Source organism: Rhizobium sp. CBN3, from assembly GCF_030518245.1.
Classification (GTDB): domain Bacteria; phylum Pseudomonadota; class Alphaproteobacteria; order Rhizobiales; family Rhizobiaceae; genus Rhizobium; species Rhizobium aethiopicum_A.
Map to the genome: position 1 here is coordinate 59,505 of NZ_JAULSE010000016.1, position 23,774 is coordinate 83,278.

General features: G+C 61.0%; 20 protein-coding genes. 15 read left to right on the plus strand and 5 right to left on the minus strand.

Annotated elements, in window-relative coordinates; all coding sequences use genetic code 11:
- Position 1 precedes the first annotated feature (1 nt).
- The 3 genes from QWJ46_RS22245 to QWJ46_RS22255 form a co-directional block, all read right to left on the minus strand.
- Positions 2-1,189, minus strand: coding sequence for an amino acid ABC transporter permease (locus tag QWJ46_RS22245; protein WP_302753934.1), 1,188 nt, complete (start codon positions 1,187-1,189; stop codon positions 2-4).
- A 53-nt stretch (positions 1,190-1,242) separates the two neighbouring features.
- Entirely contained in the window at positions 1,243-2,256 is a 1,014-nt protein-coding gene (locus tag QWJ46_RS22250) for an amino acid ABC transporter substrate-binding protein (protein ID WP_184456730.1), read from the minus strand.
- A gap of 155 nt (positions 2,257-2,411) precedes the next feature.
- Entirely contained in the window at positions 2,412-3,365 is a 954-nt protein-coding gene (locus QWJ46_RS22255) for a LysR family transcriptional regulator (protein WP_184456728.1), read from the minus strand.
- A gap of 231 nt (positions 3,366-3,596) precedes the next feature.
- Here QWJ46_RS22255 and QWJ46_RS22260 point away from each other — a divergent pair, with 231 nt between their 5' ends.
- Entirely contained in the window at positions 3,597-4,211 is a 615-nt protein-coding gene (locus QWJ46_RS22260; protein ID WP_302753936.1) for a GntR family transcriptional regulator, read from the plus strand.
- 52 nt (positions 4,212-4,263) lie between these two features.
- On the opposite strand, the gene QWJ46_RS22265 is transcribed toward QWJ46_RS22260, so the two are convergent.
- Positions 4,264-5,076 (minus strand): ferredoxin--NADP reductase, encoded by an 813-nt coding sequence (locus QWJ46_RS22265; RefSeq protein WP_064806129.1) that lies wholly within the window; start codon positions 5,074-5,076, stop codon positions 4,264-4,266.
- Positions 5,077-5,427: 351 nt separating this feature from the next.
- Here QWJ46_RS22265 and pcsA point away from each other — a divergent pair, with 351 nt between their 5' ends.
- The 14 genes from pcsA to QWJ46_RS22335 all read left to right on the plus strand — a co-directional run bounded on the left by pcsA (position 5,428) and on the right by QWJ46_RS22335 (position 21,614).
- Positions 5,428-6,156, plus strand: a complete 729-nt coding sequence (pcsA, locus tag QWJ46_RS22270; protein WP_302753937.1) for a phosphatidylcholine synthase — start codon at positions 5,428-5,430, stop codon at positions 6,154-6,156.
- Between the two features lie 10 nt (positions 6,157-6,166).
- Complete coding sequence (locus QWJ46_RS22275) at positions 6,167-7,147, plus strand: quinone oxidoreductase (RefSeq protein WP_302753939.1); 981 nt, start codon at positions 6,167-6,169, stop codon at positions 7,145-7,147.
- A gap of 39 nt (positions 7,148-7,186) precedes the next feature.
- Positions 7,187-8,755 carry an ABC transporter ATP-binding protein gene (locus QWJ46_RS22280; protein ID WP_302753941.1) on the plus strand — a complete coding sequence of 523 codons (1,569 nt, stop codon included), beginning with the start codon at positions 7,187-7,189 and terminating at the stop codon, positions 8,753-8,755.
- Complete coding sequence (locus QWJ46_RS22285) at positions 8,745-9,830, plus strand: ABC transporter permease (RefSeq protein WP_302753943.1); 1,086 nt, start codon at positions 8,745-8,747, stop codon at positions 9,828-9,830. Before QWJ46_RS22280 ends, QWJ46_RS22285 begins: the two co-directional genes overlap by 11 nt.
- Positions 9,827-10,747 (plus strand): ABC transporter permease, encoded by a 921-nt coding sequence (locus QWJ46_RS22290; RefSeq protein WP_184456718.1) that lies wholly within the window; start codon positions 9,827-9,829, stop codon positions 10,745-10,747. The genes QWJ46_RS22285 and QWJ46_RS22290 overlap by 4 nt, the downstream gene beginning before the upstream one ends.
- A gap of 54 nt (positions 10,748-10,801) precedes the next feature.
- Positions 10,802-11,878, plus strand: a complete 1,077-nt coding sequence (locus tag QWJ46_RS22295; RefSeq protein WP_302753946.1) for a BMP family ABC transporter substrate-binding protein — start codon at positions 10,802-10,804, stop codon at positions 11,876-11,878.
- Between the two features lie 142 nt (positions 11,879-12,020).
- Entirely contained in the window at positions 12,021-12,983 is a 963-nt protein-coding gene (gene ytfQ / locus QWJ46_RS22300; RefSeq protein WP_302753948.1) for a galactofuranose ABC transporter, galactofuranose-binding protein YtfQ, read from the plus strand.
- Between the two features lie 119 nt (positions 12,984-13,102).
- Complete coding sequence (ytfR, locus tag QWJ46_RS22305; RefSeq protein ID WP_302753949.1) at positions 13,103-14,626, plus strand: galactofuranose ABC transporter, ATP-binding protein YtfR; 1,524 nt, start codon at positions 13,103-13,105, stop codon at positions 14,624-14,626.
- Positions 14,623-15,627, plus strand: coding sequence for an ABC transporter permease (locus QWJ46_RS22310; RefSeq protein WP_302753950.1), 1,005 nt, complete (start codon positions 14,623-14,625; stop codon positions 15,625-15,627). The genes ytfR and QWJ46_RS22310 overlap by 4 nt, the downstream gene beginning before the upstream one ends.
- Before the next feature lie 5 nt (positions 15,628-15,632).
- Positions 15,633-16,601, plus strand: a complete 969-nt coding sequence (yjfF, locus tag QWJ46_RS22315) for a galactofuranose ABC transporter, permease protein YjfF (protein ID WP_302753951.1) — start codon at positions 15,633-15,635, stop codon at positions 16,599-16,601.
- A 14-nt stretch (positions 16,602-16,615) separates the two neighbouring features.
- Positions 16,616-17,392 carry a FadR/GntR family transcriptional regulator gene (locus tag QWJ46_RS22320; RefSeq protein WP_184456708.1) on the plus strand — a complete coding sequence of 259 codons (777 nt, stop codon included), beginning with the start codon at positions 16,616-16,618 and terminating at the stop codon, positions 17,390-17,392.
- A gap of 82 nt (positions 17,393-17,474) precedes the next feature.
- Positions 17,475-18,836, plus strand: a complete 1,362-nt coding sequence (gene glmU, locus QWJ46_RS22325) for a bifunctional UDP-N-acetylglucosamine diphosphorylase/glucosamine-1-phosphate N-acetyltransferase GlmU (protein WP_302753953.1) — start codon at positions 17,475-17,477, stop codon at positions 18,834-18,836.
- A gap of 109 nt (positions 18,837-18,945) precedes the next feature.
- Positions 18,946-20,772, plus strand: a complete 1,827-nt coding sequence (gene glmS / locus QWJ46_RS22330) for a glutamine--fructose-6-phosphate transaminase (isomerizing) (protein WP_302753955.1) — start codon at positions 18,946-18,948, stop codon at positions 20,770-20,772.
- A gap of 134 nt (positions 20,773-20,906) precedes the next feature.
- A complete protein-coding gene (locus QWJ46_RS22335) occupies positions 20,907-21,614 on the plus strand; it encodes a DUF502 domain-containing protein (protein ID WP_184456703.1) in 708 nt (235 codons plus the stop codon).
- Here QWJ46_RS22335 and recG read toward each other — a convergent pair.
- Positions 21,611-23,716: an ATP-dependent DNA helicase RecG gene (gene recG, locus QWJ46_RS22340; RefSeq protein ID WP_302753957.1), complete on the minus strand. Its 2,106-nt coding sequence runs from the start codon at positions 23,714-23,716 to the stop codon at positions 21,611-21,613. The genes QWJ46_RS22335 and recG overlap by 4 nt on opposite strands.
- Positions 23,717-23,774: the final 58 nt, after the last annotated feature.

Below are 23,774 nucleotides of genomic sequence, written 5' to 3' on the forward strand. Positions count from 1 at the left end.
CTCATCTCTCCACGAGCGCAAAACTCTGGTTGAAGGCGTTCATGGCGACGGACGTGATCAAGGAGATGACGAGATAGACCGCGAGCGTTATGGCCATCACCTGCACCGCCGCCCCCGTTTGATTGAGTACCGATCCGGCAAAAACCTGAACGAGATCGGGATAGCCAATGAAAACGGCAAGCGATGAGTTTTTGACCAAGTTCAGATATTGACTGGTCAGAGGCGGGATGATGATCCGCAAAGCCTGCGGAACCACGACCAGGCGCAAAGTTTTGCCCTGAGGGAGACCGAGTGCGTGGGCCGCTTCTGTCTGTCCTTTGGAAACGGCTTGAATGCCTCCGCGGACGATTTCAGCGATAAATGATGCCGTGTAGACAGATAGACCGATGAGCAGGGCCGCGAATTCAGGGTAGACCTGTTGGCCGCCACGGAAGTTGAAACCCCTTAATTCAGGATACGTGAAGGTCCAGGGACTGCCCACTGCTGCATAAGCAAGCAGCGGCGGCCCTATGAGGGAGAGCATGGTGACCAGGAGGACTGGAAGCTGTTTGCCGGTTCGATTCTGGAGGGCCTTGGCATAGGCTCCGAATGCGACGGCTATAGCCACCCCGGCAAGGATTGCTACACCGACGCAGCCGGCTCCCGCCTGAAGTTCAACCGTCGGCATTATGATCCCGCGATTGTTGAGGTAGATCCCCCCTGGAAGGGAGATCGATGCCTTTGGAGCGGGCAGCGGCTTGAGGACTGCGTTGTACCAGAACAGAAGCTGAAGCAGCAGCGGGATATTTCGAATGACTTCGACATAGGAGGTCGCAACCTGGGCTGCTATCCAGTTTCTTGAAAGACGTGAAATGCCGATCAGGAAACCGATGATCGTGGCAAACACGATGCCGAGCACGCTGACCAGGAGTGTGTTCGCAACACCCACCCAAAAGGCCTGTCCATAGGTTGACAAGGTGTCGTAGGGGATAAGCGTCTGATTGATCTGGAAACCTGACGTCTGCGTCCAAAAATCGAAGGTAAGAGGGATGCCACGCCGTTTCATATTCGAAACAGTTTGAGTTGCAATCGCCGCAAGGATCACGACCATGCTCACAGCCAATGCGGCTTGATAGACGATTCCGCGAATCCTTTTGTCATAGATCGAGAAGGTGCTGCGCACCGCCACGGGCTGAGCCATGTCAACCATTCGTTCCTCCCAACTAGGAAGAGGCCGCCGCTTCTCGTGGCGGCCTCGGTCTGTCAGCGGATGGGAGGCGCGTATTGAAGGCCGCCGGCGCTCCAGAGCGCATTCACACCGCGTTCTATCCTCAAGGGGGACTCCTTGCCGATCGAACGCTCAAAGATCTCGGAATAGTTGCCAACCTGCTTGATGATGTCCTGAGACCATGTCGCTCCGAGCCCGACATCCTTGCCGAAGCTTCCTTCCACGCCCAAGAGGCGGCGGATATTTGGATCACCGGAGTTCTTCATCTCGTCGACATTCTTCGAGGTGACGCCGAACTCTTCAGCAGCGAGCATGACATTGAGCGTCCACTTGGCAATGTTCAGCCACTGGTCGTCACCTTGGCGAACTGCAGGCCCCAGCGGCTCCTTCGAAATGATTTCGGGGAGCACAATGTTTTCGTCGGGCTTCGCCATACGGATACGCGCGGCGTTCAGGCTCGAAGTGTCTGCTGAGAAAACGTCGCAGCGCCCTTCTTCGTAGGCCTTGATAACGGCCTCTTCGTCCGCAAAACCAACGGCGCTATAAGTCATCCCGTTGGTGCGGAAATAGTCGGCGAGGTTCAATTCGGCAGTGGTCCCCTGCGACACACAGATCGATGCGCCGTCAAGAGCCTTGGCAGATTGAATATTCTCCGACTTGCGAACCATAAAGCCTTGGCCGTCGTAGAAGTAGGTGCCGGCGAAGATGATGCCGAGGGAGGTGTCGCGCGATGATGTCCACGTCGCATTATGGGCCAGGATGTCGATCTCGCCGGACTGCAGTGCAGTGAATCGATCCTTGGCGTTGAGCGGGATGAACTTGACCTTCGTGGCGTCGCCGAGCACGCCAGCAGCCACGGCACGACAGTAATCGACGACGAAGCCTGTCCACTTTCCGTCATTGTCAGGGACACTGAAGCCCGCCGTTGCCGGATTCGTCCCGCATGTGAGGACGCCTTTTGCCTTGACCTCGTCCAAGGTCCCCGCCCAGACAGGGCATGCATAAACGGCGATTGCCGCACCCAGAACGCCAGCCATTAATTTCTGCATAATAAGATCCCCTTTTTTGATTTCTGCAAAAGAGGGTGGCCGGCTGACGGTTAATCGTCAAATTGATTGTCATCATCCGGTTTATGAGAAAAATTCATGTACCGTTGGGCAGTAGAACTCGCGGACTGTGCGTCAAAGCCGAGCCTTCTCGTCGCTCACGCGACAATGTTCCTTGCCAAAATGACTTCGTTTTTTCTGATTTGAGCGGCATGATACAATTCAGTTATCAGCCGGCGCAGCCAGAGGGTCCCCTGATCGGTGACCATCTGCCGATGAATGACGAGGCTCGCGCTGACAGAAGTGATGGGAATGGGCGGCGAGAGGAGTGTCACCTCGCTTGTGCCATCAAGCATTTGAAAAATGCCGTCGCCGCAATGGGTAATCAGATCCGTCCCTCTCAATGCCCAAGGCATTACCAGGTAATTCGAAATGGTCGCGACGACCTTCCGCCGTAGGCCACGCTCTCCGAGTGCTCCATCGGCCAAACCCTCGGACAGCCCATCAGCGGAAATTTGAAGGTGAGATGCCGAAAGATATCTGTCCAAACTCAAGGCGCTCCTGGCGATTTCGCTGCCGCTCCAAACGGCGCAGAGTATCCTATCCTGCCCTAGTTCTGTCTTCGTCAGGTTGGGGTCGTCCTTCAGCCTTGCGCCCGTCAGAGTGCAGTCGACCTGTCGGAAATAATCTGCGCTTTCAGCTTCAGCCCGGTTGGCGGGTATGACATTTAGGGTGGCCTGTGGCGCCTGCTTGGAGAATTCCCGAATGAGACCAGGGATGAAAATCATTGCATGATAATCGGTCAGTCCCACGCGAAAGTTTCGTGTGGTTGTCAAAGGGTTGAAAACCCTGTAGCGCCCGATCGCCGCGCGGATTTTTCCGAGAGCTTCAGATAAGTCTCCGATAAGCTCTAATGCGCGAGGCGTGGGCCTCATCAATGCACCGTCGCGCGTAAACAGCTCGTCTTTGAAAATAATACGCAACTTCGCCAGTGAGTGGCTGACAGCGGATTGGGTCCGCCCCAAATGATCAGCGGCGCGCGTAACGCTTCTTTCCTGCATTAGCACATCAAATACGCGCAGAAGGTTTAGGTCGATGTCGTCGGGAGACATTGCGAGCTCCATGAAACCAACTCATGAACCTCATAGGACCATTTCGCGCTGTGCATGGCAATCGTCAAGGGACGGGGTTGCAATTCCGTTTCGCTGAGCAGAGCAACGATTTCTGGGGCACTCAATCCCGAGATACGCAAATCGTTATTCGCATACGGTATCAGTATGACTTGCCCTGCGTTTTTCAGCATGCGAGAAGTTGATATACCAGTCGCGCAGCGGATTTTCGGCATGCAGACCTCACAGAGTCATCTCGCCTATCTTGCGCTGGAACATCTGATCGTCACGCTGGCGCTGAAGCCTGGCGCGCCCGTCACCGAAAAGCAGCTGATCGATTTGGCCGGTCATGGACGGACGCCGGTGCGTGAGGCGATCCAGAAACTCGCCTGGCAGGGGCTCATCCTGGTGAAGCCGCGCGTCGGGCTGCAGGTTGCCGAGATCGCGCCGCAGGATCATGGCGATGTCATGCAGGTGCGCCTTGAGCTTGAGCCGATCGCAGCAAGCCTGGTTGCCGAACACGCGACGGATGAACAGCGCCAGCGCCTCGGCGATTGTGCCAATGCAATGGAAAAATGCGCTGCCACCGGCGATCTCACCGGCTTCTTCGCCGCCGACAAGACCTTTGACGAGATCCTCGAGGATGCCTGTCCGAATGGCTTCATAACGGCCGCGCTCGGCCCGGTGCAGACGCATTCGCGTCGCCTCTGGTATTCCACCGCAAGCCCTGAACGAATGGACCGCGCCATCGCGCTGCATGTAGCCGTCATTCGGCCCATCCAGCGGGGCAGACCGGATGAGGCGCATGCGGCAATGGCGGCACTGATCGACTATCTCGCCCGCAAATAAAAACGGCCCCGTTTCCGGAGCCGCTTCAAATCTGCTTGTCGCAAAAAAAACGTCAGCCGACGAAGGCCCGTTCGATGACGAATTCGGCGGGCTTGCTGTTGGCGCCCTCATTGAGGCCGGCCTTCTCCAGCAGTTCCTTGGTATCCTTCAGCATGGCCGAGGAGCCGCAGATCATGCCGCGGTCGATTGCCGGATCGAGAGGCGGCACGCCGAGATCGGTAAACAGCTTGCCCGACGAGATCAGGTCGGTGATGCGGCCGCGATATTCGAAATCCTCGCGCGTGACGGTCGCATAATGGCGCAGCTTGTCGCCGACCACTTCCTTCAGCAGTTCGTCATTCTGGATCTCGTGCACGAGGTCGAAGCCGTATTTCAGCTCGGCGACATCGCGGGTTGTGTGGGTGAGGATGACTTCCTCGAACTTCTCATAGGTCTCGGGATCGCGGATCAGGCTGGCGAAAGGCGCGACACCCGTTCCCGTCGAGAACATGTAGAGGCGACGGCCCGGCGTCAGCGCATCAAGCACCAGCGTGCCCGTCGGCTTCTTGCGCATCAGCACCTGATCGCCGGGCTTGATCGCCTGCAGATGCGAGGTCAGCGGGCCGTCCGGCACCTTGATCGAGAAGAATTCCAGCTCCTCGGCCCAGGCGGGGCTGGCGATCGAATAGGCGCGGAAGACCGGCTTGCCCTCGACCATCAGCCCGATCATCGCGAATTCGCCGGAACGGAAACGGAAGCCCTGCGGCCGGGTCATCGTGAAGCGGAAGAGCCGGTCGGTGTAATGCGTCACGCTGAGCACCGTCTCGGCATAGACGCCGGCGGGGATGGACGAGGCGAAGTCTTCGGTCTTTGCAGGCGCGTTCATTTCGGTAGCGGATCCCGTATTCGTCGGATGAACTGTCGGATTGGGAGCGAGATAATACAAATCCGGCCGGAATTAAAGGCATTCCATTCCACGCGACGCTTCAGAAGGGAAATATGCATGTCATTGTCAGGATTCAATGGCGAGCGGGGAATGTCTTATTTCCTGCTGGCGAAGCCGGGCAAAGGATGCATATTAGAGCGGCGGACCGCAGCCGAATGCTGATTTTCGGCAAAAGCGGTGCGACAACAAAGACCTACGGCGTCGAACCCAACCCGATTCAGGAACAGGGTCCGGTGATGATGGCGAAAAAACACGCTTGCCGGGGCGAGCGCGACAGGCGGTCGGGGGACTATGAAGATTTTCAACTACAAGCGTGTTCCTTACGCCGAGATGCGCGCCTTTTCCGTTCATATCCTGACGGCGTCCGGCTCGTTCCTTGCCTTTCTCGGCGTCGTCGCCGCTGCCGAGCATCGCTTCATCGACATGTTCTGGTGGCTGGGCCTTGCGCTTCTGGTCGACGGCATCGACGGTCCGATCGCCCGCAAGGTGCGGGTCAAGGAAGTGCTGCCGAACTGGTCGGGCGATACGCTCGACAACATCATCGATTACGTCACCTATGTGCTGCTGCCGGCCTTCGCCCTCTATCAGAGCGGCATGATAGGCGAGCCCTGGTCCTTCGTCGCAGCCGGCATGATCGTCGTCTCCAGCGCCATCTATTATGCCGATATGGGCATGAAGACCGACGAGTATTTTTTCTCCGGGTTTCCCGTCGTCTGGAACATGATCGTCTTCACCCTGTTCGTCATCGATGCGAGCGCCACGACGGCGCTTGTCGTCGTGACGATTTCGGTGGTGCTGACCTTCCTGCCGATCAATTTTCTCCACCCGGTCCGGGTGAAACGATTGCGCCCGCTCAATCTCGGCGTCTTCCTGCTATGGTCGGCGCTCGGCGTCTATTCGCTGCTGATGCATTTCGAGATGCCGGAATGGGCGCTCGTTCTCTTCATCGTGACCGGGCTCTATCTTTACGTCATCGGCGCGGTGCTGCAATTCTTCCCCTCCCTTGGACGCGAAGCTTAGGACAGGCAACATGACGAAGACGCATGCGGTTTCATTCTCGCAGACGGGCGGACCTGATGTTTTCGACTATGTCGAGATCGATCTTCCGCCACCGGCGGCGGGCGAGGTGCAGATCCGGCAGGCGGCGATCGGCCTCAACTTCATCGATGTCTACTTCCGCAACGGCTCCTATAAGGTGCCGCACCTTCCCTTTGTCACCGGCAAGGAGGGCGCCGGTACCGTCACGGCAGTGGGCCCCGATGTTACCGATTTCAGACCGGGCGACCGGGTCGCCTATGCCAGCGCCGACGGCGCCTATAGCGCCGAGCGCAATATCGAGGCACGCCATCTGGTGCATGTGCCTGACGGCATCGAGCTCGAAACGGCGGCAGCGATGATGCTGAAAGGCATGACCGCCGAATATCTCTTGAACCGCACCTTCAAGGTCGGCCCTCAGACCGTCCTTCTGTTCCATGCCGCAGCCGGCGGAGTCGGTCTGATCGCGGGCCAGTGGGCGAAGGCGCTCGGCGCCACGGTCATCGGCACGGCTGGATCCAAGGAGAAGGTCGAGCTGGCACTCGCCCACGGCTACGACCATGTGATCAACTATAAGAGCGAGGATTTCGTCGGCCGCGTCCGCGAGATAACGGGCGGCAAGGGTGTCGATGTCGTCTATGATTCGATCGGTCGCGATACTTTTCCACAGTCGCTCGATTGTCTGAAGACGCGCGGCCTTTTTGCCTCCTTCGGCCAATCTTCCGGGCCGATCGAGAATTTCACCCTCGCCATGCTGGCCCAGAAAGGGTCGCTCTTTGCGACGCGCCCGACGCTCTTCACCTATATCGCCACGCGTCAGGAATTGGACGATAGTGCAAAGGCGCTATTTGATGTTGTGCAAAGCAACAAAGTGCGTATCAATGTCAACCAAACCTATCCGCTGCGTGAGGTTGGGCAGGCTCACGCGGATCTGGAAGCAAGAAAAACGACAGGAACGACGCTGCTGATTCCATGAGATCCGAACGGACCGGTTGGCAGAAGAAATGAGGGGAACGTGTCTGCATTGAATGTGCCGGATCCCGGTGCGTTGTTATCCGTCCAGAAGCTGACGAAGTTCTTCGGTGGCTTTGCCGCCTGCAATGACATCGATCTCGACATAGCGCCGGGCGAGATTCATGCGCTTCTCGGCGAAAATGGCGCAGGCAAGTCCACCTTGGTCAAGATGCTGTTCGGTGTTCTCGAGCCGACGCACGGGCAGATCCTTTGGGAAGGCAGTCCCGTCGTCATCGCCTCGCCGGGAGAAGCCCGCAAGCACGGCATCGGCATGGTCTTCCAGCACTTCTCACTGTTCGAGGCCCTCACGGTGGCCGAAAACATCGCGCTGTCGCTCGATGACGCCATCCCGATCGACCGTATCGCCGAGGAGGCGAGGGCGCTGTCGGTCACCTACGGCCTGCCGCTCGATCCGCATGCCCATGTCGCCGATCTCTCGGTCGGAGAGCGCCAGCGCATCGAGATCGTCCGGGCGCTGCTGCAGAACCCTAAGCTGATCATTCTCGACGAGCCGACTTCGGTGCTGACGCCGCAGGAGGCCGACAGGCTGTTCGAGACGCTGTTCAAGTTGCGCGCCGAGGGGCGCTCGGTTCTCTATATCAGCCACCGTCTGGAGGAGGTGCAGCGCATCTGCGATCGCGCCACCGTGCTGCGCCATGGCCGGGTGACCGGCGCCTGCGATCCCAGGCAGGAAACGCCGGCCTCGCTCGCCCGCATGATGGTCGGCAGCGAAGTGGCGACGGTCACCCATCCCGAGCGCAGCGACAGGGGCGAGGTGCAGCTTGCCGTTTCGAACCTGTCGGTTTCCCCGCGTACGCCCTTTGCCATGCCGCTGCGCGACGTCTCCATGACGGTGCGTGCGGGCGAAATCCTCGCGATTGCCGGGGTCGCTGGCAACGGCCAGAGCGAGTTGTTCGACGCGCTGTCGGGCGAGTATCCGGTTGCCTCAGCCGAAGCGATCATCATCCGCAAGAAGCCGGTGGGCACTCAGGGCATTACCGCGCGTCGCCTGCTTGGCGCCGGTTTCGTGCCGGAGGAGCGGCACGGGCACGCTGCCGTTTCCACCATGAAGCTGTCCGACAATCTGGTGCTGGCCCGCAGCCAGTCGGATCGCAAAGCCTTTCTGGGCGCGCTCGGCATCATCAGGCAGGGCGCGGTCAAGTCTGCGGCGCGGCGCATTTCCGAAGCGATGGACGTCCGCAAGAGCGGTGACGATCCCGCCGCCGGCTCGCTCTCCGGCGGCAATCTGCAGAAATTCATCGTCGGCCGCGAGCTCGACCGCCAGCCGGCCGTGCTCGTCGTCAACCAGCCGACCTGGGGCGTCGATGCGGGGGCGGCAAGCCGCATTCGCCAGGCGCTCGTCGATCTTGCAAAGGCCGGCTCCGCCGTCGTCGTCATCAGCCAGGACCTCGACGAAATCTTCGAAGTGGCAACCGATATCGCCGTCATCTCCGAGGGGCGCCTTTCCCGGCCCTATCCGGCCGGCGAACTGACCCGCGAAATGATCGGCCTGCTGATGGGCGGCCTGCATGAAGGCAGTTCTGCCGCGGAGACTGCCCATGCGCATTGAACTGGAAAAACGTCCCGACGTCTCGAAGCTCTTTGCTTTCGTCTCGCCGCTCCTGGCGCTTGCCCTGACGCTCGCCTTCGGCGCCATCATGTTTTCTATACTCGGCAAGGATCCGGTCGAGGCGCTGGACGCCTTCTTCGTCGAGCCGCTGCTCGAGGTCTGGTCGCTGCACGAGCTGGCGATCAAGGCAGCACCGCTGATCCTGATCGCCGTCGGCCTTGCCGTCAGTTACCGCTCGAACAATTGGAACATCGGCGCCGAGGGGCAGTTCACCATCGGCGCCATCACCGGCTCCTATCTGCCGATCGTCTTCTACGACTGGCATTCGCCTCTCGTCCTGCCGTTGATGCTGCTGCTCGGCGCGCTCGGCGGCGCGCTTTTTGCCGCCATTCCGGCGCTGTTGAAGGCGCATTTCAACACGAATGAGATCCTGACGTCGCTGATGCTGGTCTATGTCGCCCAGCTTTTCCTCGACTGGCTGGTCCGGGGCGCCTGGCGCGATCCGAAGGGATTCAACTTTCCTGTTTCGCGCGATTTCGCGCCGGAGGCGGTGCTGCCGGCGATCTGGGAAGAATCGGGCCGCGCTCATTGGGCCTTCATCTTCGCCATCATCGCGGCGATCGGCGTCTGGTTCATGCTGCGCTTTACGTTGATAGGTTTCGAGGTCGTCGTCCTCGGCCAGTCGGAGCGGGCAGGGCGCTTTGCCGGCTTCTCGTCGAAGAAGATGATCTGGTTTAGTTTCCTCTTCTCGGGCGCGCTTGCCGGCCTTGCCGGAATCTCTGAGGTCTCCGGTTCGATCGGCCACCTGCAGCCCGCCATCTCGCCGGGCTACGGCTTCACCGCCATCATCGTCGCCTTCCTCGGCCGGCTCAATCCGCTCGGCATCATCGCATCCGGCCTGGTGCTGGCGCTGACCTATCTCGGCGGCGAGGCGGCGCAGCTGTCGCTCGGCGTCTCCGACAAGGTCACCCGCGTTTTCCAGGGCCTGCTGCTCTTCTTCGTGCTCTCCTGCGATACGCTGATCTACTACAAAATCCGCATCGTCTGGTCGCGGATCAGGGGTGTGGGGGCATGAGCATCTTCGAAGCCATTCTGCTGACGGTCATCACCGCCTCGACGCCGCTCGTCATCGCCGCGCTCGGCGAACTGGTAGCGGAGCGCTCCGGCGTTCTCAATCTCGGCGTCGAAGGCATGATGATCATGGGCGCGGTCGCCGCTTTTGCCGGCGCGCAAGCGTCGGGCTCGCCCTATGTCGGGATCATCTGCGGCATAGCGGCCGGCGCGCTGTTCTCGCTGCTGTTTGCTTTCCTGACGCTGACGCTGGTGGCCAATCAGGTGGCGACGGGACTGGCGCTCACCCTTCTCGGCCTCGGTGCATCCGGCATGCTCGGTGAGCCCTATGTCAGCGTTCCCGGCATTCGCCTCGACGAGATCGTCATTCCCGTCCTGTCGGATATCCCTGTGATCGGCCATGTTCTGTTCAGGCAGGATCTGATCTTCTACCTGTCGATTGCGCTCGTGATCGGCGTCAGCTGGTTCCTGTTCCACAGCCGGGCCGGGCTGAAACTGAGAGCGATCGGCGACAGTCATACTTCGGCCCATGCGCTCGGCATCGGTGTCATCCGCACGCGCTACCTAGCGGTGATGTTCGGTGGCGCCTGCGCCGGTCTTGCCGGCGCGCAGCTCTCGCTCGTCTACACGCCGCAATGGGCGGAGAATATGTCGGCTGGCCGCGGCTGGATCACCCTGGCGCTTGTCGTTTTCGCCTCCTGGCGGCCATGGCGGGTTTTTGCCGGCGGGTACCTCTTCGGCGCGGTCACCATCCTGCAGCTGCACGCGCAGGCCTTCGGTCTCGGCATTCCCGCGCAGTTCCTTTCGATGCTGCCCTATGCCGCGACTATTGTGGTTCTCATCATCATTTCTCATAATCGGCGCACGACGTTGATCAACACGCCCGCGTCGCTCGGAAAAGCCTTCGTGCCGGAGCGATAAAGCAACAAGATCAAAGACGGGTTCCGCAATAACTTCAAACCAACAGGGGTAACCATGAAGAAGTTCGCATTCGCACTCGCCGCCTCGGCTGCCGCCGTGATCGGCATTTCATCCGCCGCTCAGGCCGCGGACAAGACGAAGGTCTGCTTCGTCTATGTCGGCTCGCACACCGATGGCGGTTATTCGCAGGCCCACGATCTCGGCCGCCAGCAGGTCCAGGCCGAATTCGGCGACAAGATCGAAACGCCCTATCTCGAAAATGTCCCGGAAGGCCCGGATGCCGAGCGCGCCATCGAGCGTCTGGCCCGCTCCGGCTGCAAGCTGATCTTCACCACGTCCTTCGGCTTCATGGACGCGACGGTGAAGGTCGCCGCCAAGTTCCCGAAGGTCAAGTTCGAGCACGGCACGGGCTACAAGACCGGCCCGAATCTCGCGACCTACAATTCGCGATTCTATGAAGGCCGCTATATCCTCGGCCAGATCGCAGCCAAGACCTCGAAGAATCACGGCGCTGCCTACATCGCTTCCTTCCCGATCCCCGAAGTGGTGATGGGCATCAACTCCTTCGAGCAGGGCGCTCGGTCGATCGACCCGAGCTTCAAGCTGAAGGTCATCTGGGTCAATACCTGGTTCGACCCCGGCAAGGAAGCCGATGCGGCCAAGGCGATGATCGACCAGGGTGTCGACGTGCTGACGCAGCACACCGATACGACTGCGCCGATGCAGGTTGCCGAAGAACGCGGCATCCATGCCTTCGGTCAGGCGTCCGACATGATCGCAGCCGGCCCGAAGGCGCAGCTGACGGCGATCGTCGACACCTGGGGCACCTACTATTCCAAACGCGTTCACGCCCTTCTCGACGGCACCTGGAAGTCCGAACAAAGCTGGGATGGCCTGAAGGACGGCATCCTGAAGATGGCGCCCTACACGAACATGCCTGACGATGTGAAAAAGATGGCCGAGGAAACCGAAGCCAAGATCAAGTCGGGCGAGTTGCATCCCTATACCGGCCCGATCAACAAGCAGGACGGAACGCCCTGGCTGAAGGCAGGCGAGAAGGCAGATGACGCCACGCTGCTCGGCATGAACTTCTATGTCGAAGGTGTCGACGACAAGCTGCCGGCGCAATAATTCCCAAGGCTTTTTGCAACTTCCAAGGGCGTCCCGGCGGGCGCCCTTTTTTCTTCTCAACGCTAAAAAAAGTGATTGCCAAAAGTAATACTATATGATTTTTTGACCCTGCGCCGCGAAGGAGCGGCATTGGGAGGATATCATGAAATTGAAGACTGCACTTTTGAGTGCCACGGTTCTGGCTGCCTGCATGTTCGGTTCGGCTTCGGCCGGTGGCTTGACGGTCGGCTTCTCGCAGATCGGCTCGGAATCGGGCTGGCGTGCGGCTGAAACCACTGTCACCAAAGAACAGGCCAAGAAGCGCGGCATCGATCTGAAGTTTGCCGACGCGCAGCAGAAGCAGGAAAACCAGATCAAGGCTTTGCGCTCCTTCATTGCTCAGGGCGTTGATGCCATTCTGATCGCTCCGGTTGTTGAAACCGGCTGGGACGACGTTCTGAAGGAAGCCAAGGAAGCCAAGATCCCGGTCATCCTTCTCGACCGCACCATCAAGGCTCCCGACGATCTCTACCTGACCGCTGTTACGTCGGACCTCGTTCATGAAGGCAAGGTCGCAGGCGACTTCCTGGTCAAGACCGTCGGCGATAAGAAGTGCAACGTCGTCGAACTGCAGGGCACGACCGGCTCGTCGCCGGCGATCGCCCGCAAGAAGGGCTTCGAAGAAGCTCTTGCCGGCCACGACAACCTCAAGATCGTCCGCAGCCAGACCGGTGACTTCACCCGCACCAAGGGCAAGGAAGTCATGGAAAGCTTCCTGAAGGCCGAGAACGGCGGCAAGGATATTTGCGCGCTTTATGCTCATAACGACGACATGGCCGTCGGCGCCATCCAGGCGATCAAGGAAGCCGGCCTGAAGCCCGGCAAAGATATCCTCGTCGTCTCCATCGACGCCGTTCCGGATATCTTCAAGGCGATGTCCGAAGGCGAGTCCAATGCCACCGTCGAGCTGACGCCGAACATGGCCGGCCCAGCCTTCGATGCCCTCGAAGCCTACCTGAAGGACAAGAAGGCCCCGCCGAAGTGGATCCAGACCGAGTCGAAGCTCTATACGCCGGCCGACGAGCCGATGAAGGTCTACGAAGAGAAGAAGGGCCAGGGCTACTGATTTGAACCTGGAACCGCACTGGCCCATAATGGGCCGGTGCGGAACTGCCGGTGCCGGATCGGGCGTCAGCCCGGTCTTGGCGCGGGCGCACGGTGCAATATCAGGACACAGCAGCCCTCATGGTTCACAATAACGAGAATATTCTCGCAGCCTCGGCCATATCCAAGTTTTTCCCCGGCGCCGTCGCCCTTGATAAGGTTGATTTCACGCTGCGCCGCGGTGAGGTTCATGCGCTTCTCGGCGAGAACGGCGCCGGAAAATCGACGCTGATCAAGTGCATCACCGGCGCCTATCATCGCGACGGCGGCAGCCTGGTGCTCGACGGCCAGGAAATCAATCCGGCCAACACGCTCGCCGCCCAGAAACTCGGCATCGGCACCGTCTATCAGGAGGTCAACCTCCTCACCAACTTGAGTGTCGCCGAAAACCTCTTTCTCGGACGCCAGCCGAGGCGTTTCGGTATGACCGACGTGCGCGCGATGAATCGCAAGGCGCGCGAACTGCTCACCGGCTACGGCATCGATATTGACGTCACCGCCGAACTTGCCCGTTTCTCCGTCGCCGTCCAGCAGGTGGTCGCCATCGCCCGTGCCGTCGATCTCTCCGGCAAGGTGCTGATATTGGACGAGCCGACGGCGAGCCTCGACAACCAGGAAGTGGCGCTGCTCTTCCGGATCATTGAGGACCTGAAGAAGCGCGGGCTCGGCATCGTCTTCATCACCCATTTTCTCGAGCAGGTTTATGCGATCAGCGACCGCATCACTGTGCTGCGCAACGGTAAGCTCGTCGGCACCCGCGACGCGGCCGAGCTGCCGCGCCAGGGCCTGATCGCCATGATGCTCGGCCGCGAACTGGCCCAGGCCGAAGAGACGGTCGGGGAACGCAGCATTGCAGCCGGCGAGGTCCGCTACCGTTTTTCCGGCTACGGCAAACGTGGCAAGGTCAAGCCCTTCGATCTCGATGTCCGCGCAGGCGAGGTGGTGGGCGTGGCCGGTCTGCTCGGATCCGGGCGCACCGAAACCGCCGAATTGCTCTTCGGCGTCGAACATGCCGATAGCGGCAGTGCGACGATCGACGGTCAGCCGGTCACCCTTTCCAGCCCGCGCGCTGCAATCGGAAAGGGTTTCGGCTTCTGCCCCGAGGACCGCAAGACTGACGGCATCGTCGGCGACCTGTCGATCCGGGAAAACATCGCGCTGGCGCTGCAGGCCCGCCGCGGCTGGACCCGGCCGCTGTCGCGCGCCGAGCAGAATGCGCTCGCCGACCGCTATATCAAGGCGCTCGACATCCGCACCACCGACCGTGAAAAGCCGATCCGGCTGCTCTCCGGCGGCAACCAGCAGAAGGCCATCCTCGCCCGTTGGCTGGCAACCAATCCCAAGTTTCTCATCCTCGATGAGCCAACCCGCGGCATCGATGTCGGCGCCCATGCGGAGATCATCCGGCTCATCGAACAGCTCTGCGCCGAAGGCATGTCATTGATCGTAATTTCATCGGAACTTGAAGAGCTTGTCGCCTATAGTTCACGCGTCATCGTACTTCGCGACAGGCAGCATATCGCCGAACTCACGGGCGAGCGCATCACCGCAGCCGGTATCGTCGATGCCATCGCCGCCGCCGAGCACAAGAAGGAGGATGCATGAAGTCCTCCCGCTATGCGCTGGCCTATCGCCTGGCGCCGCAATTGATCGCTCTCGTTGTCATTCTTCTGTTGAATTTCATAACGTCGCCGCAGTTTTTTAATGTCGTTGTTCAAAACGGACGCCTCTATGGCAGCCTGATCGACGTGCTCAATCGCGGCGCGCCGGTGGCTTTGTTGGCGATCGGCATGACGCTTGTGATTGCCACCAAGGGCATCGACCTCTCTGTCGGCGCGGTCATCGCCATTTGCGGCGCCGTCGCTGCATCGTCGATCGTGTCCGGATATTCAGTCGCTTACACAATTCTCCTGACGTTGATGATCGGGCTTGCCTGCGGTGTCTGGAACGGTTTCCTGGTGGCGATCCTCAACATCCAGCCGATCATCGCCACGCTGGTGCTGATGGTCGCCGGCCGCGGCATCGCCCAGCTCATCACCGAAGGCGCGATCCTGACGTTCAACGATGACGGCCTGATCTTCTTCGGCAGCGGCTCCCTGGCGCTCCTGCCGATGCCGGTTGTCATCTGGCTGCTCGTCGGCCTGCTCGTCATCCTGCTCGTTCGCCGCACGGCGCTCGGCATGCTGCTCGAGGCAGTCGGCATCAACCGTCGCGCCAGCACGCTCTCCGGCATTCAAACGCCGGTGCTGCTGATGGCCGTCTATATGCTGAGCGGGCTCTGCGCCTCGATCGCGGGCATCATCGTCGCGGCCGACATCAAGGGTGCCGATGCCAACAATGCCGGTCTCTGGCTGGAGCTCGATGCCATCCTCGCCGTCGTCGTCGGCGGCAACTCGCTGCTCGGCGGAAGATTCAGTATTGTCGGGTCGCTGATCGGCGCGATGATCATCCAGGCGGTCAACACCGGCATCCTGTCCTCCGGATTTCCGCCTGAGTTCAACCTGATCATCAAGGCGGTCATCATCATCGTGATCCTCGTCATTCAGTCGCCGGCGGTGCAATCGCTCGCCATCTTCGCCAGCCGCCGGCAGAGCGGAAGGGAGTAGCCGAAATGAACTCCAAATATCTGCCGCTGCTTGCGACCATCGTCATCTTCGTGCTCGCCTATGCCGGCTGCACGCTGCAATATCCGAACATGTTGTCGACGCGCGTCATCGGCAATCTTCTGACCGATAACGCCTTTCTCGGCATCGCCGCCGTCGGCATGACCTTCGTCATCATCTCCGGCGGCATCGACCTGTCGATCGGTTCGGTCATCGCCTTCACCGGCGTCTTCCTCGCGGTGATCCTGCAGAACACCTCGATCCATCCTCTTCTTGCTTTCGCGCTCGTTCTCGTCATCACCACCGCCTTCGGCGCCGTCATGGGCGCGATCATCCATTACCTTGAAATGCCGGCCTTCATCGTAACGCTTGCCGGCATGTTCCTGGCGCGCGGCATCGCCTTCGTGCTCTCGATCGACAGCATTCCGATCAACCACGACTATTATTCGACGCTGACGAGCCTCTATTGGCGGCTGCCCGGAGGCGGACGGCTGACGCTGATCGGCGCCGTCATGCTTCTGGTCTTTGCCGCCGGTATCTTCATCGCCCACCGCACCCGCTTCGGCACCAATGTTTATGCTCTCGGCGGCGGGCCTCAGACGGCGCGGCTGATGGGCGTGCCGGTTGGCCGCACGACGATCCAGATCTACGCGCTGTCGGGTTTTCTCGCCGGTCTATCCGGAATCGTTTTTTCGCTGTACACATCTGCCGGATATTCTCTTGCGGCAGTCGGCGTCGAACTTGACGCCATCGCTGCGGTGGTCATTGGGGGGACGCTGCTGACCGGAGGAGCGGGATTCGTGGCGGGAACCTTGATCGGTATTCTGATCCAGGGGCTCATTCAGACCTACATCACCTTCGACGGCACGCTGTCGAGCTGGTGGACGAAGATTCTGATCGGCCTGCTGCTGTTTGCATTCATCCTGATGCAGAAGGCGATCCTGTTCCTTTCCAGCCTGAACAAGAGGTATGCCTGAGGGGGGCGGGTCCTTTGCGCAACAAATTCATCGAGACACGCAAGACAGGGCGCCGAACCCGGACGAGCCATGCACAGGTGGTCGACGAGCTCGGCAAGGCGATTGTCGCCGGCACCTATCCGGTCGGTTCGATCCTGCCGGGCGATACGGAACTGGCGCAGCGCTTCAAGGTATCGCGCACAGTCTTGCGTGAAACGATGAAGACGCTCGCCGCCAAGGGCATGGTCGTCGCCAAGGCGCGAGTCGGCACGCGGGTGACCGAGAAGAATCTCTGGAACATGTTCGACAGCGAAATCATCGCCTGGCACTTCGACAATGGCGTGACCGAAGAATTCCTGCTGCAGCTTTACGATATCCGCCTTGCCGTCGAACCCTTCGCCGCCGGCCTGGTCGCCGAGCGCGCCAGTGCCGAGGAAATCGAGACGCTGCGCGAACTGGCGCAGGAGATGGCGGCAAGCGGACATACGGCCGACAGCCTGGCGCTCGCCGACCTGCGCTTCCACCTGGCAATTGCCGAAGCCTCGCACAATCCCTTCATGCGCACCCTCGGCAGCCTCATCGAAGCGGCCCTGGTCGGCATGTTCCGCATCAGCACGCCGCCCTCGGAAAATGGATTCGCCAATATCGCCGATACCCATATGCGCATCGTCGATGCCATCGTTTCCGGCGACAGCGCCGCCGCGCGGCGTGCGATGGAAGTCGTCATCGTGGACGGCCGCGATCACGTGCACGAGGCCTTCGCGGCCCACGGCTCCCCTGTTGTTCTGGGACCGATTTCGCCCGCAATCTAACCCTGAAATGGATTTCCGATTTCAGGATTATGCAGTATGAGGCAGAAAAGCCGCCTCATTGCGCGGATTCGCGGAGCAGATCATGGAACGTACTTGTCTTGCCGTCATCCTTGCCGCCGGTGACAGCACGCGGATGAAATCCTCAAAATCGAAGGTGCTGCATCCGGTCGCCGGCCGTCCGATGATCGCCCATGTGGTCGAGGCGGTCGCCTCTGCCGGCATCTCCTCCGTCGCCCTCGTCGTCGGCCGCAATGCCGAGGAGGTGGCAAAGGCCGCAAGCATCGGCGGCGTCGGCATCGAAGCCTATCTGCAGCAGGAACGCCTCGGCACCGGCCATGCGGTGCTGGCAGCGCGCGAGGCCATCGCCAGGGGCTATGACGACATCCTCGTTACCTATGGCGACGTGCCGCTGCAGACCGACGGGCCGCTCAAGGCCGCCCGCCAGGGACTCGCCGAAGGCAGCGACGTGGTCGTCATCGGGTTCCATACCGATCGGCCGACCGGCTATGGCCGGCTGCTCGTCAAGGACGGCGAACTCATAGCCATCCGAGAGGAGAAGGACGCCACCGACGCCGAACGCGCTGTGACCTGGTGCAACAGCGGACTGATGGCGATCAACGGCCGCAAGGCGCTCGATCTTCTCTCACGCATCGGCAACGCCAATGCCAAGGGCGAATTCTATCTCACCGATCTCGTCGAGATCGCCCGTTCGCTCGGCGGCCGCGTCACTGCCGTCGACGCGCCTGAGATCGAGATGACCGGCTGCAACAACCGTGCCGAACTCGCCGTCATCGAACGCTTCTGGCAGGAACGTCGCCGCCGCGAGATGATGTTATCAGGCGTTACGATGATTGCGCCGGAAACGGTGTTCCTCTCCTATGACACCGTCATCGGCCAGGATGCGCTGATCGAGCCGAACGTCGTCTTCGGCCCCGGCGCGGTGATCGAAAGCGGCGCCATCATTCATGCCTTCTCGCATATCGAAGGGGCCCATGTCAGCGAAGGCGCCACCGTCGGCCCCTTTGCGCGGTTGCGGCCGGGTGCCGATCTCGCCAACGGATCGAAGGTCGGCAATTTCTGCGAGGTCAAGAACGGCCGGATCGGCGAGGGCGCCAAGGTCAACCATCTCACCTATATCGGCGATGCGGTTGTGGGTGCCGGCAGCAATATCGGCGCCGGCACGATCACCTGCAATTATGACGGGGTCAACAAGAGCGAAACGGTTATCGGCGAAAACGCCTTCATCGGCTCCAACTCCTCGCTGGTCGCGCCGGTGACGATCGGCGACGGCGCCTATATCGCCTCCGGCAGCGTCATCACCGTCGACGTGCCGGCCGATGCGCTGGCGCTCGGACGCGCCCGTCAGGAGATCAAGCCCGGCCGCGCGACGCTGTTGCGCGAGCGCGCGCTCGCCATCAAAGCGGCAAAAAAGGCCAAGGCTTGAGGCCGCTTTCCGTAACCGGCGGAAATTGAAAGTGACCGCCGAGGCGATTGAGAAATAAGCGAAAATCGTTAGGACTGGCCTCGTTGTCAGAGGCTCATGGGGATATTGCATGTGCGGAATTGTGGGGATCGTCGGAACTCAGCCAGTTGCCGGGCGCCTGGTCGATGCGCTGAAGCGCCTGGAATATCGCGGCTATGATTCTGCCGGTGTCGCCACCATCCACGAGGGCGTGATGGATCGCCGCCGCGCCGAGGGCAAGCTCTTCAATTTGGAAAAGCGCCTCGACGCCGAGCCGTTGCCCGGCACAGTCGGTATTGCCCATACGCGCTGGGCAACACACGGCGTGCCGAACGAGACCAATGCCCATCCGCATTTCGTTGAAGGCGTGGCCGTCGTTCATAACGGCATCATTGAAAACTTCTCCGAGCTTCGCGACGAATTGAGCGAAGCGGGCGCGATTTTCGAAACCCAGACCGATACCGAGGTCGTCGCCCAGTTGATGGCGAAATATCTGCGCGAAGGCCTGGAGCCGCGCGCCGCCATGCTGAAGATGCTGAACCGGGTGACCGGCGCCTATGCACTGGCGGTCATGCTCAAGGCCGATCCCGGCACGATCATGGCCGCTCGTTCCGGCCCGCCGCTTGCCGTCGGCTATGGCCGCGGCGAGATGTTCCTCGGCTCGGACGCGATCGCGCTTTCGCCCTTCACCAACGAGATCACCTACCTGGCCGATGGCGATTGCGCCGTCATCACGCGCGACAGCGTTGCCGTGCTCGACTTTGCCGGAAAGCCGGTCAAACGCGCCCGCCAGATCTCGCAGGCGACCGCCTATGTCGTCGACAAGGGCAATCACCGCCATTTCATGGAAAAGGAAATCTACGAGCAGCCGGAGGTGATCTCCCACGCGCTCAGCCACTACGTCGACTTCGCCGAGAACACGATCGGCGCCAATGCCGCCGCAATCGATTTCAAGGCAGTGAGCGGCTTGGCGATTTCGGCTTGCGGCACCGCCTATCTCGCCGGCCTTGTCGGCAAATACTGGTTCGAGCGGTATGCCCGGCTGCCCGTTGAGATCGACGTCGCCTCCGAATTCCGCTACCGCGAAATGCCGCTCTCGCCATCACAGGCCGCACTCTTCATCTCCCAGTCCGGCGAGACCGCCGATACGCTGGCATCGCTGCGCTACTGCCGCGACAACGGATTGAAGATCGGCGCCGTCGTCAATGTTCGCGAATCGACGATCGCCCGCGAATCCGACGCGGTCTTCCCGATCATGGCCGGTCCCGAAATCGGCGTCGCCTCGACCAAGGCTTTTACTTGCCAGCTCGCCGTGCTGGCGTCGCTGGCGATCGGCGCCGGCAAGGCGCGCGGCACGGTGAGTATCGAGGAGGAGAGGGCGCTGGTGCGCCATCTCGCCGAGATGCCGCGCATCATGAGCCGGGTGCTGAACCTCATCCAGCCGCAGATGGAAAGCCTGTCGCGCGAACTGTCGAAATGCAGGGATGTGCTCTATCTCGGCCGCGGCACCAGCTTCCCGCTCGCCATGGAAGGGGCGCTGAAGCTCAAGGAAATTTCCTATATTCACGCCGAAGGCTATGCCGCCGGTGAGTTGAAGCACGGGCCGATCGCACTGATCGACGAGAACATGCCGGTTATCGTCATTGCCCCCTACGACCGCTTCTTCGAAAAGACCGTCTCCAATATGCAGGAGGTCGCAGCCCGCGGCGGCCGCATCATTTTCATCACCGATGAAGCCGGTGCGGCGGCCTCGAAACTACCGACCATGGCAACCATCACCTTGCCTGTTGTCGATGAAATCATCGCGCCGATGATCTTCTCGCTGCCGATCCAGCTGCTCGCCTATCACACCGCCGTCTTCATGGGCACCGACGTCGATCAGCCCCGCAATCTGGCGAAATCCGTGACTGTGGAGTAAGCCGGCAAGGTCGGAATCCGGCGCCGAAACATATTGTGCGGCGCCTGGAATTCTGGCAATTTTACCATATGGACAAGGGGGAAGGGCCGGCGTTCCGGCCCGTCCAGGACTGAGATGGAGTTCATCAGGAAACGATGGCCGACAACGCCCCCAGAATGCCGGTAGCGACCCGGCTGAGGAACAATTTTCTCGCAGGCCTGATCATCTGCGCGCCGATTGCGATTACCATCTGGCTGACCTGGACCTTCATCCACTGGTCGGACAGCTGGGTCAGACCGTATATCCCGGCGCGCTGGAATCCGGAAAGCTATCTTAATTTCGCTATTCCCGGTTTCGGCCTGCTGACTGCCGTCGTGCTGATCACCGTCGTCGGCTTTCTCGGCAAGAACCTCATCGGCCAGAGCATCGTCGGTTTCGGCGAATCGGTCGTCCAGCGCATGCCGCTGGTGCGCACGATCTACAGAAGCGTGAAGCAGATTTTCGAAACGGTGCTGAAGGAGCAGTCGAACTCCTTCAAAAAAGTTGGCCTCATCGAATATCCAAGTCCCGGCCTCTGGGCGCTGGTCTTCGTCGCCACCGACGCCAAGGGCGAAATCGCGTCTAAGTTTAATGCGATGGGTCAGGATATGGTCGCTGTCTTCCTGCCGCCGACGCCGGTGCCGACCGCCGGTTTCCTCGTCTTCGTACCGCGCGAGAAGATCGTCGTGCTCGACATGTCGCCGGAAGACGCCGCCAAGTTCCTGATTTCGGGCGGTCTCGTGGCGCCTGGAACCCCTCCGCCTGAGCCGAAACCGAAGCATCTGCCGCGGCCGAAGCCAGTGGCGATTTCCAAGGCCGATTAACCCGCCCTCAGGAAACGGATCGCCTCATCGCGGCGGAAGAGATAGAGCAGGGTGCGGATCGCTTGTCCTCTTTCGCTGGTCAGTTCCGGATCGCGCTCGATCAGATAGGCCGCATCCTTGCGGGCGATCTCGAGCAGATCGGCATGCGCCTCGAGGCTGGCGATGCGGAAGCCCGGCGTGCCGGATTGACGGGTGCCGAGCAATTCGCCTTCGCCGCGCAGCTTCAGGTCTTCCTCGGCAATGCGGAAACCATCTTCGGTCTCCCGCATGATCGACAGTCTGGCGTGACCGGTCTCGCCGAGCGGCCCTTTGTAAAGCAGGATGCAGGTCGAGGCCTCGTCGCCACGCCCGACGCGGCCGCGCAGCTGATGCAGCTGAGCCAAGCCGAAACGCTCGGCATGTTCGATCACCATGATCGTCGCATCCGGCACGTCGACGCCGACCTCGACGACGGTGGTGGCGACGAGAAGGCGGGTCTCGCCGTTCTTGAACGCCATCATCGCCGCATCCTTCTCCGCGCCGCTCATGCGGCCATGGATGAGGCCGATATCGGGACCGAGTGCGGAGACGAGCGTCGCATGCCGCTCTTCCGCCGACATCAGGTCGAGCTCTTCGGATTCTTCGACCAGCGGGCAGATCCAGTAGGCTTTCTTCCCTTCGGCGATCGCGCCCTGCAGCCGCCCGACGATTTCGCTCGTTCGTTCCATCGGCACGGTGATCGTCTGGATCGGCTTTCGGCCGGCCGGCTTCTCGGTGAGTTTGGAAACGTCCATGTCGCCGAAGGCGGCAAGTACCAGCGTGCGCGGGATCGGCGTCGCCGTCATGACGAGCATGTGCGGCGAGGTACCCTTGGCCGTCAGCCGCAGGCGCTGGTGAACGCCGAAACGGTGCTGCTCGTCTACGACTGCGAGCATCAGGTTTGCGTAACTGACGCTCTCCTGGAACAGTGCATGCGTGCCGATGATGATCTGCGCTTCGCCTGAGGCGATGCGCTCCAGGATGTCCTCCCGCTCGCGTCCTTTGGTGCGCCCGGTCAGCACCTCGATGCCGAGGCCGGCGGAGGCGGCGAATTTCGAGATGGTCGCGTGGTGCTGCCGCGCCAGGATTTCGGTCGGCGCCATCAGCACGGCCTGGCCGCCGCTCTCGATCACCGCCGCCATCGCCATCAGCGCCACCAGCGTCTTGCCGGAGCCGACATCGCCCTGCAGCAGCCGCAGCATCCGCTCGTGACCGGCCATGTCCTTCAGGATTTCGGCGATCGCATCGTTCTGGCTTGATGTGAGCGAGAAGGGCAACGCCTTCACGATCTTGCTGCTGACCGCACCGGTCGCATGCACCGGCTGGCCCGCCACCTTGCGAAGCCTCTGGCGCACCAGGCTGAGCGACAGCTGGCCGGCCAGGAATTCGTCATAGGCGAGCCGCCGGCGGGCAGGGGCCTGCGGATCGATATCGGCGGGATCGCGCGGTTCGTGCAGCATATGGAAGCTGTCACGGATCGACGGCAAGCCCTGCTTCTGCGTCAGCGTGAGGTCGATCCATTCCGGCATCTCCGGAAAGCGCGGCAAGGCGGCGTCGATGATCTTGCGCAGCGTTTTTGGCGAAAGCCCGGCCGTCAGCGGATAGATCGGCTCGACGAGCGGCAGGCTCTCCGCCTCCTCCGCTTTGACGATATAGTCGGGATGCACCATCGAGGCGCGGCCGTTGAACCAGTCGATCTTGCCGCTGACCGTCACCTCGGTGTCAATAGGCAGCTGCTTTTCCAGCCATGCAGCCTGGCCGCGGAAGAAGACCAGCGTCAGCTCGCCGGTCTCGTCGTGCAGGAACACGCGGTAGGGCACATTGCTTTTGCCCCGCGGCGGCACCTGATGCCGATCGACACGTGCGGTGATGGTGACGATCGCGCCCTGCGGCGCCCGGGCGATCCCCGGCTGGTTGCGGCGGTCGATCAGCGAGAAGGGGGCGTGAAACAAAAGGTCGATGACCCGGCAATCCTCCGGCGCCTCGCGTCCGAGCAGCTTGACCAGCAGTTCGGCGATCTTCGGGCCGACGCCCGGAAGGCCCGAAATAGGAGAAAACAGCGGATCGAGAATGGCGGGGCGCATGCGGCCAAAATGCGATGAAGAATGCGGCCTTGGCAAGGCTGACAAGCCGCTTTCCAGG

Excerpts from the sequence above, each read along its gene's own strand:
- QWJ46_RS22245 (WP_302753934.1), bottom strand. The coding sequence starts at position 1,189 with ATGGTTGACATGGCTCAGCCCGTGGCGGTGCGCAGCACCTTCTCGATC.
- QWJ46_RS22250 (WP_184456730.1), bottom strand. The coding sequence starts at position 2,256 with ATGCAGAAATTAATGGCTGGCGTTCTGGGTGCGGCAATCGCCGTTTAT.
- QWJ46_RS22255 (WP_184456728.1), bottom strand. The coding sequence starts at position 3,365 with ATGTCTCCCGACGACATCGACCTAAACCTTCTGCGCGTATTTGATGTG.
- QWJ46_RS22260 (WP_302753936.1), top strand. The coding sequence starts at position 3,597 with ATGCAGACCTCACAGAGTCATCTCGCCTATCTTGCGCTGGAACATCTG.
- QWJ46_RS22265 (WP_064806129.1), bottom strand. The coding sequence starts at position 5,076 with ATGAACGCGCCTGCAAAGACCGAAGACTTCGCCTCGTCCATCCCCGCC.
- pcsA (WP_302753937.1), top strand. The coding sequence starts at position 5,428 with ATGAAGATTTTCAACTACAAGCGTGTTCCTTACGCCGAGATGCGCGCC.
- QWJ46_RS22275 (WP_302753939.1), top strand. The coding sequence starts at position 6,167 with ATGACGAAGACGCATGCGGTTTCATTCTCGCAGACGGGCGGACCTGAT.
- QWJ46_RS22285 (WP_302753943.1), top strand. The coding sequence starts at position 8,745 with ATGCGCATTGAACTGGAAAAACGTCCCGACGTCTCGAAGCTCTTTGCT.
- QWJ46_RS22290 (WP_184456718.1), top strand. The coding sequence starts at position 9,827 with ATGAGCATCTTCGAAGCCATTCTGCTGACGGTCATCACCGCCTCGACG.
- QWJ46_RS22295 (WP_302753946.1), top strand. The coding sequence starts at position 10,802 with ATGAAGAAGTTCGCATTCGCACTCGCCGCCTCGGCTGCCGCCGTGATC.
- ytfQ (WP_302753948.1), top strand. The coding sequence starts at position 12,021 with ATGAAATTGAAGACTGCACTTTTGAGTGCCACGGTTCTGGCTGCCTGC.
- ytfR (WP_302753949.1), top strand. The coding sequence starts at position 13,103 with ATGGTTCACAATAACGAGAATATTCTCGCAGCCTCGGCCATATCCAAG.
- QWJ46_RS22310 (WP_302753950.1), top strand. The coding sequence starts at position 14,623 with ATGAAGTCCTCCCGCTATGCGCTGGCCTATCGCCTGGCGCCGCAATTG.
- yjfF (WP_302753951.1), top strand. The coding sequence starts at position 15,633 with ATGAACTCCAAATATCTGCCGCTGCTTGCGACCATCGTCATCTTCGTG.
- glmU (WP_302753953.1), top strand. The coding sequence starts at position 17,475 with ATGGAACGTACTTGTCTTGCCGTCATCCTTGCCGCCGGTGACAGCACG.
- glmS (WP_302753955.1), top strand. The coding sequence starts at position 18,946 with ATGTGCGGAATTGTGGGGATCGTCGGAACTCAGCCAGTTGCCGGGCGC.
- QWJ46_RS22335 (WP_184456703.1), top strand. The coding sequence starts at position 20,907 with ATGGCCGACAACGCCCCCAGAATGCCGGTAGCGACCCGGCTGAGGAAC.
- recG (WP_302753957.1), bottom strand. The coding sequence starts at position 23,716 with ATGCGCCCCGCCATTCTCGATCCGCTGTTTTCTCCTATTTCGGGCCTT.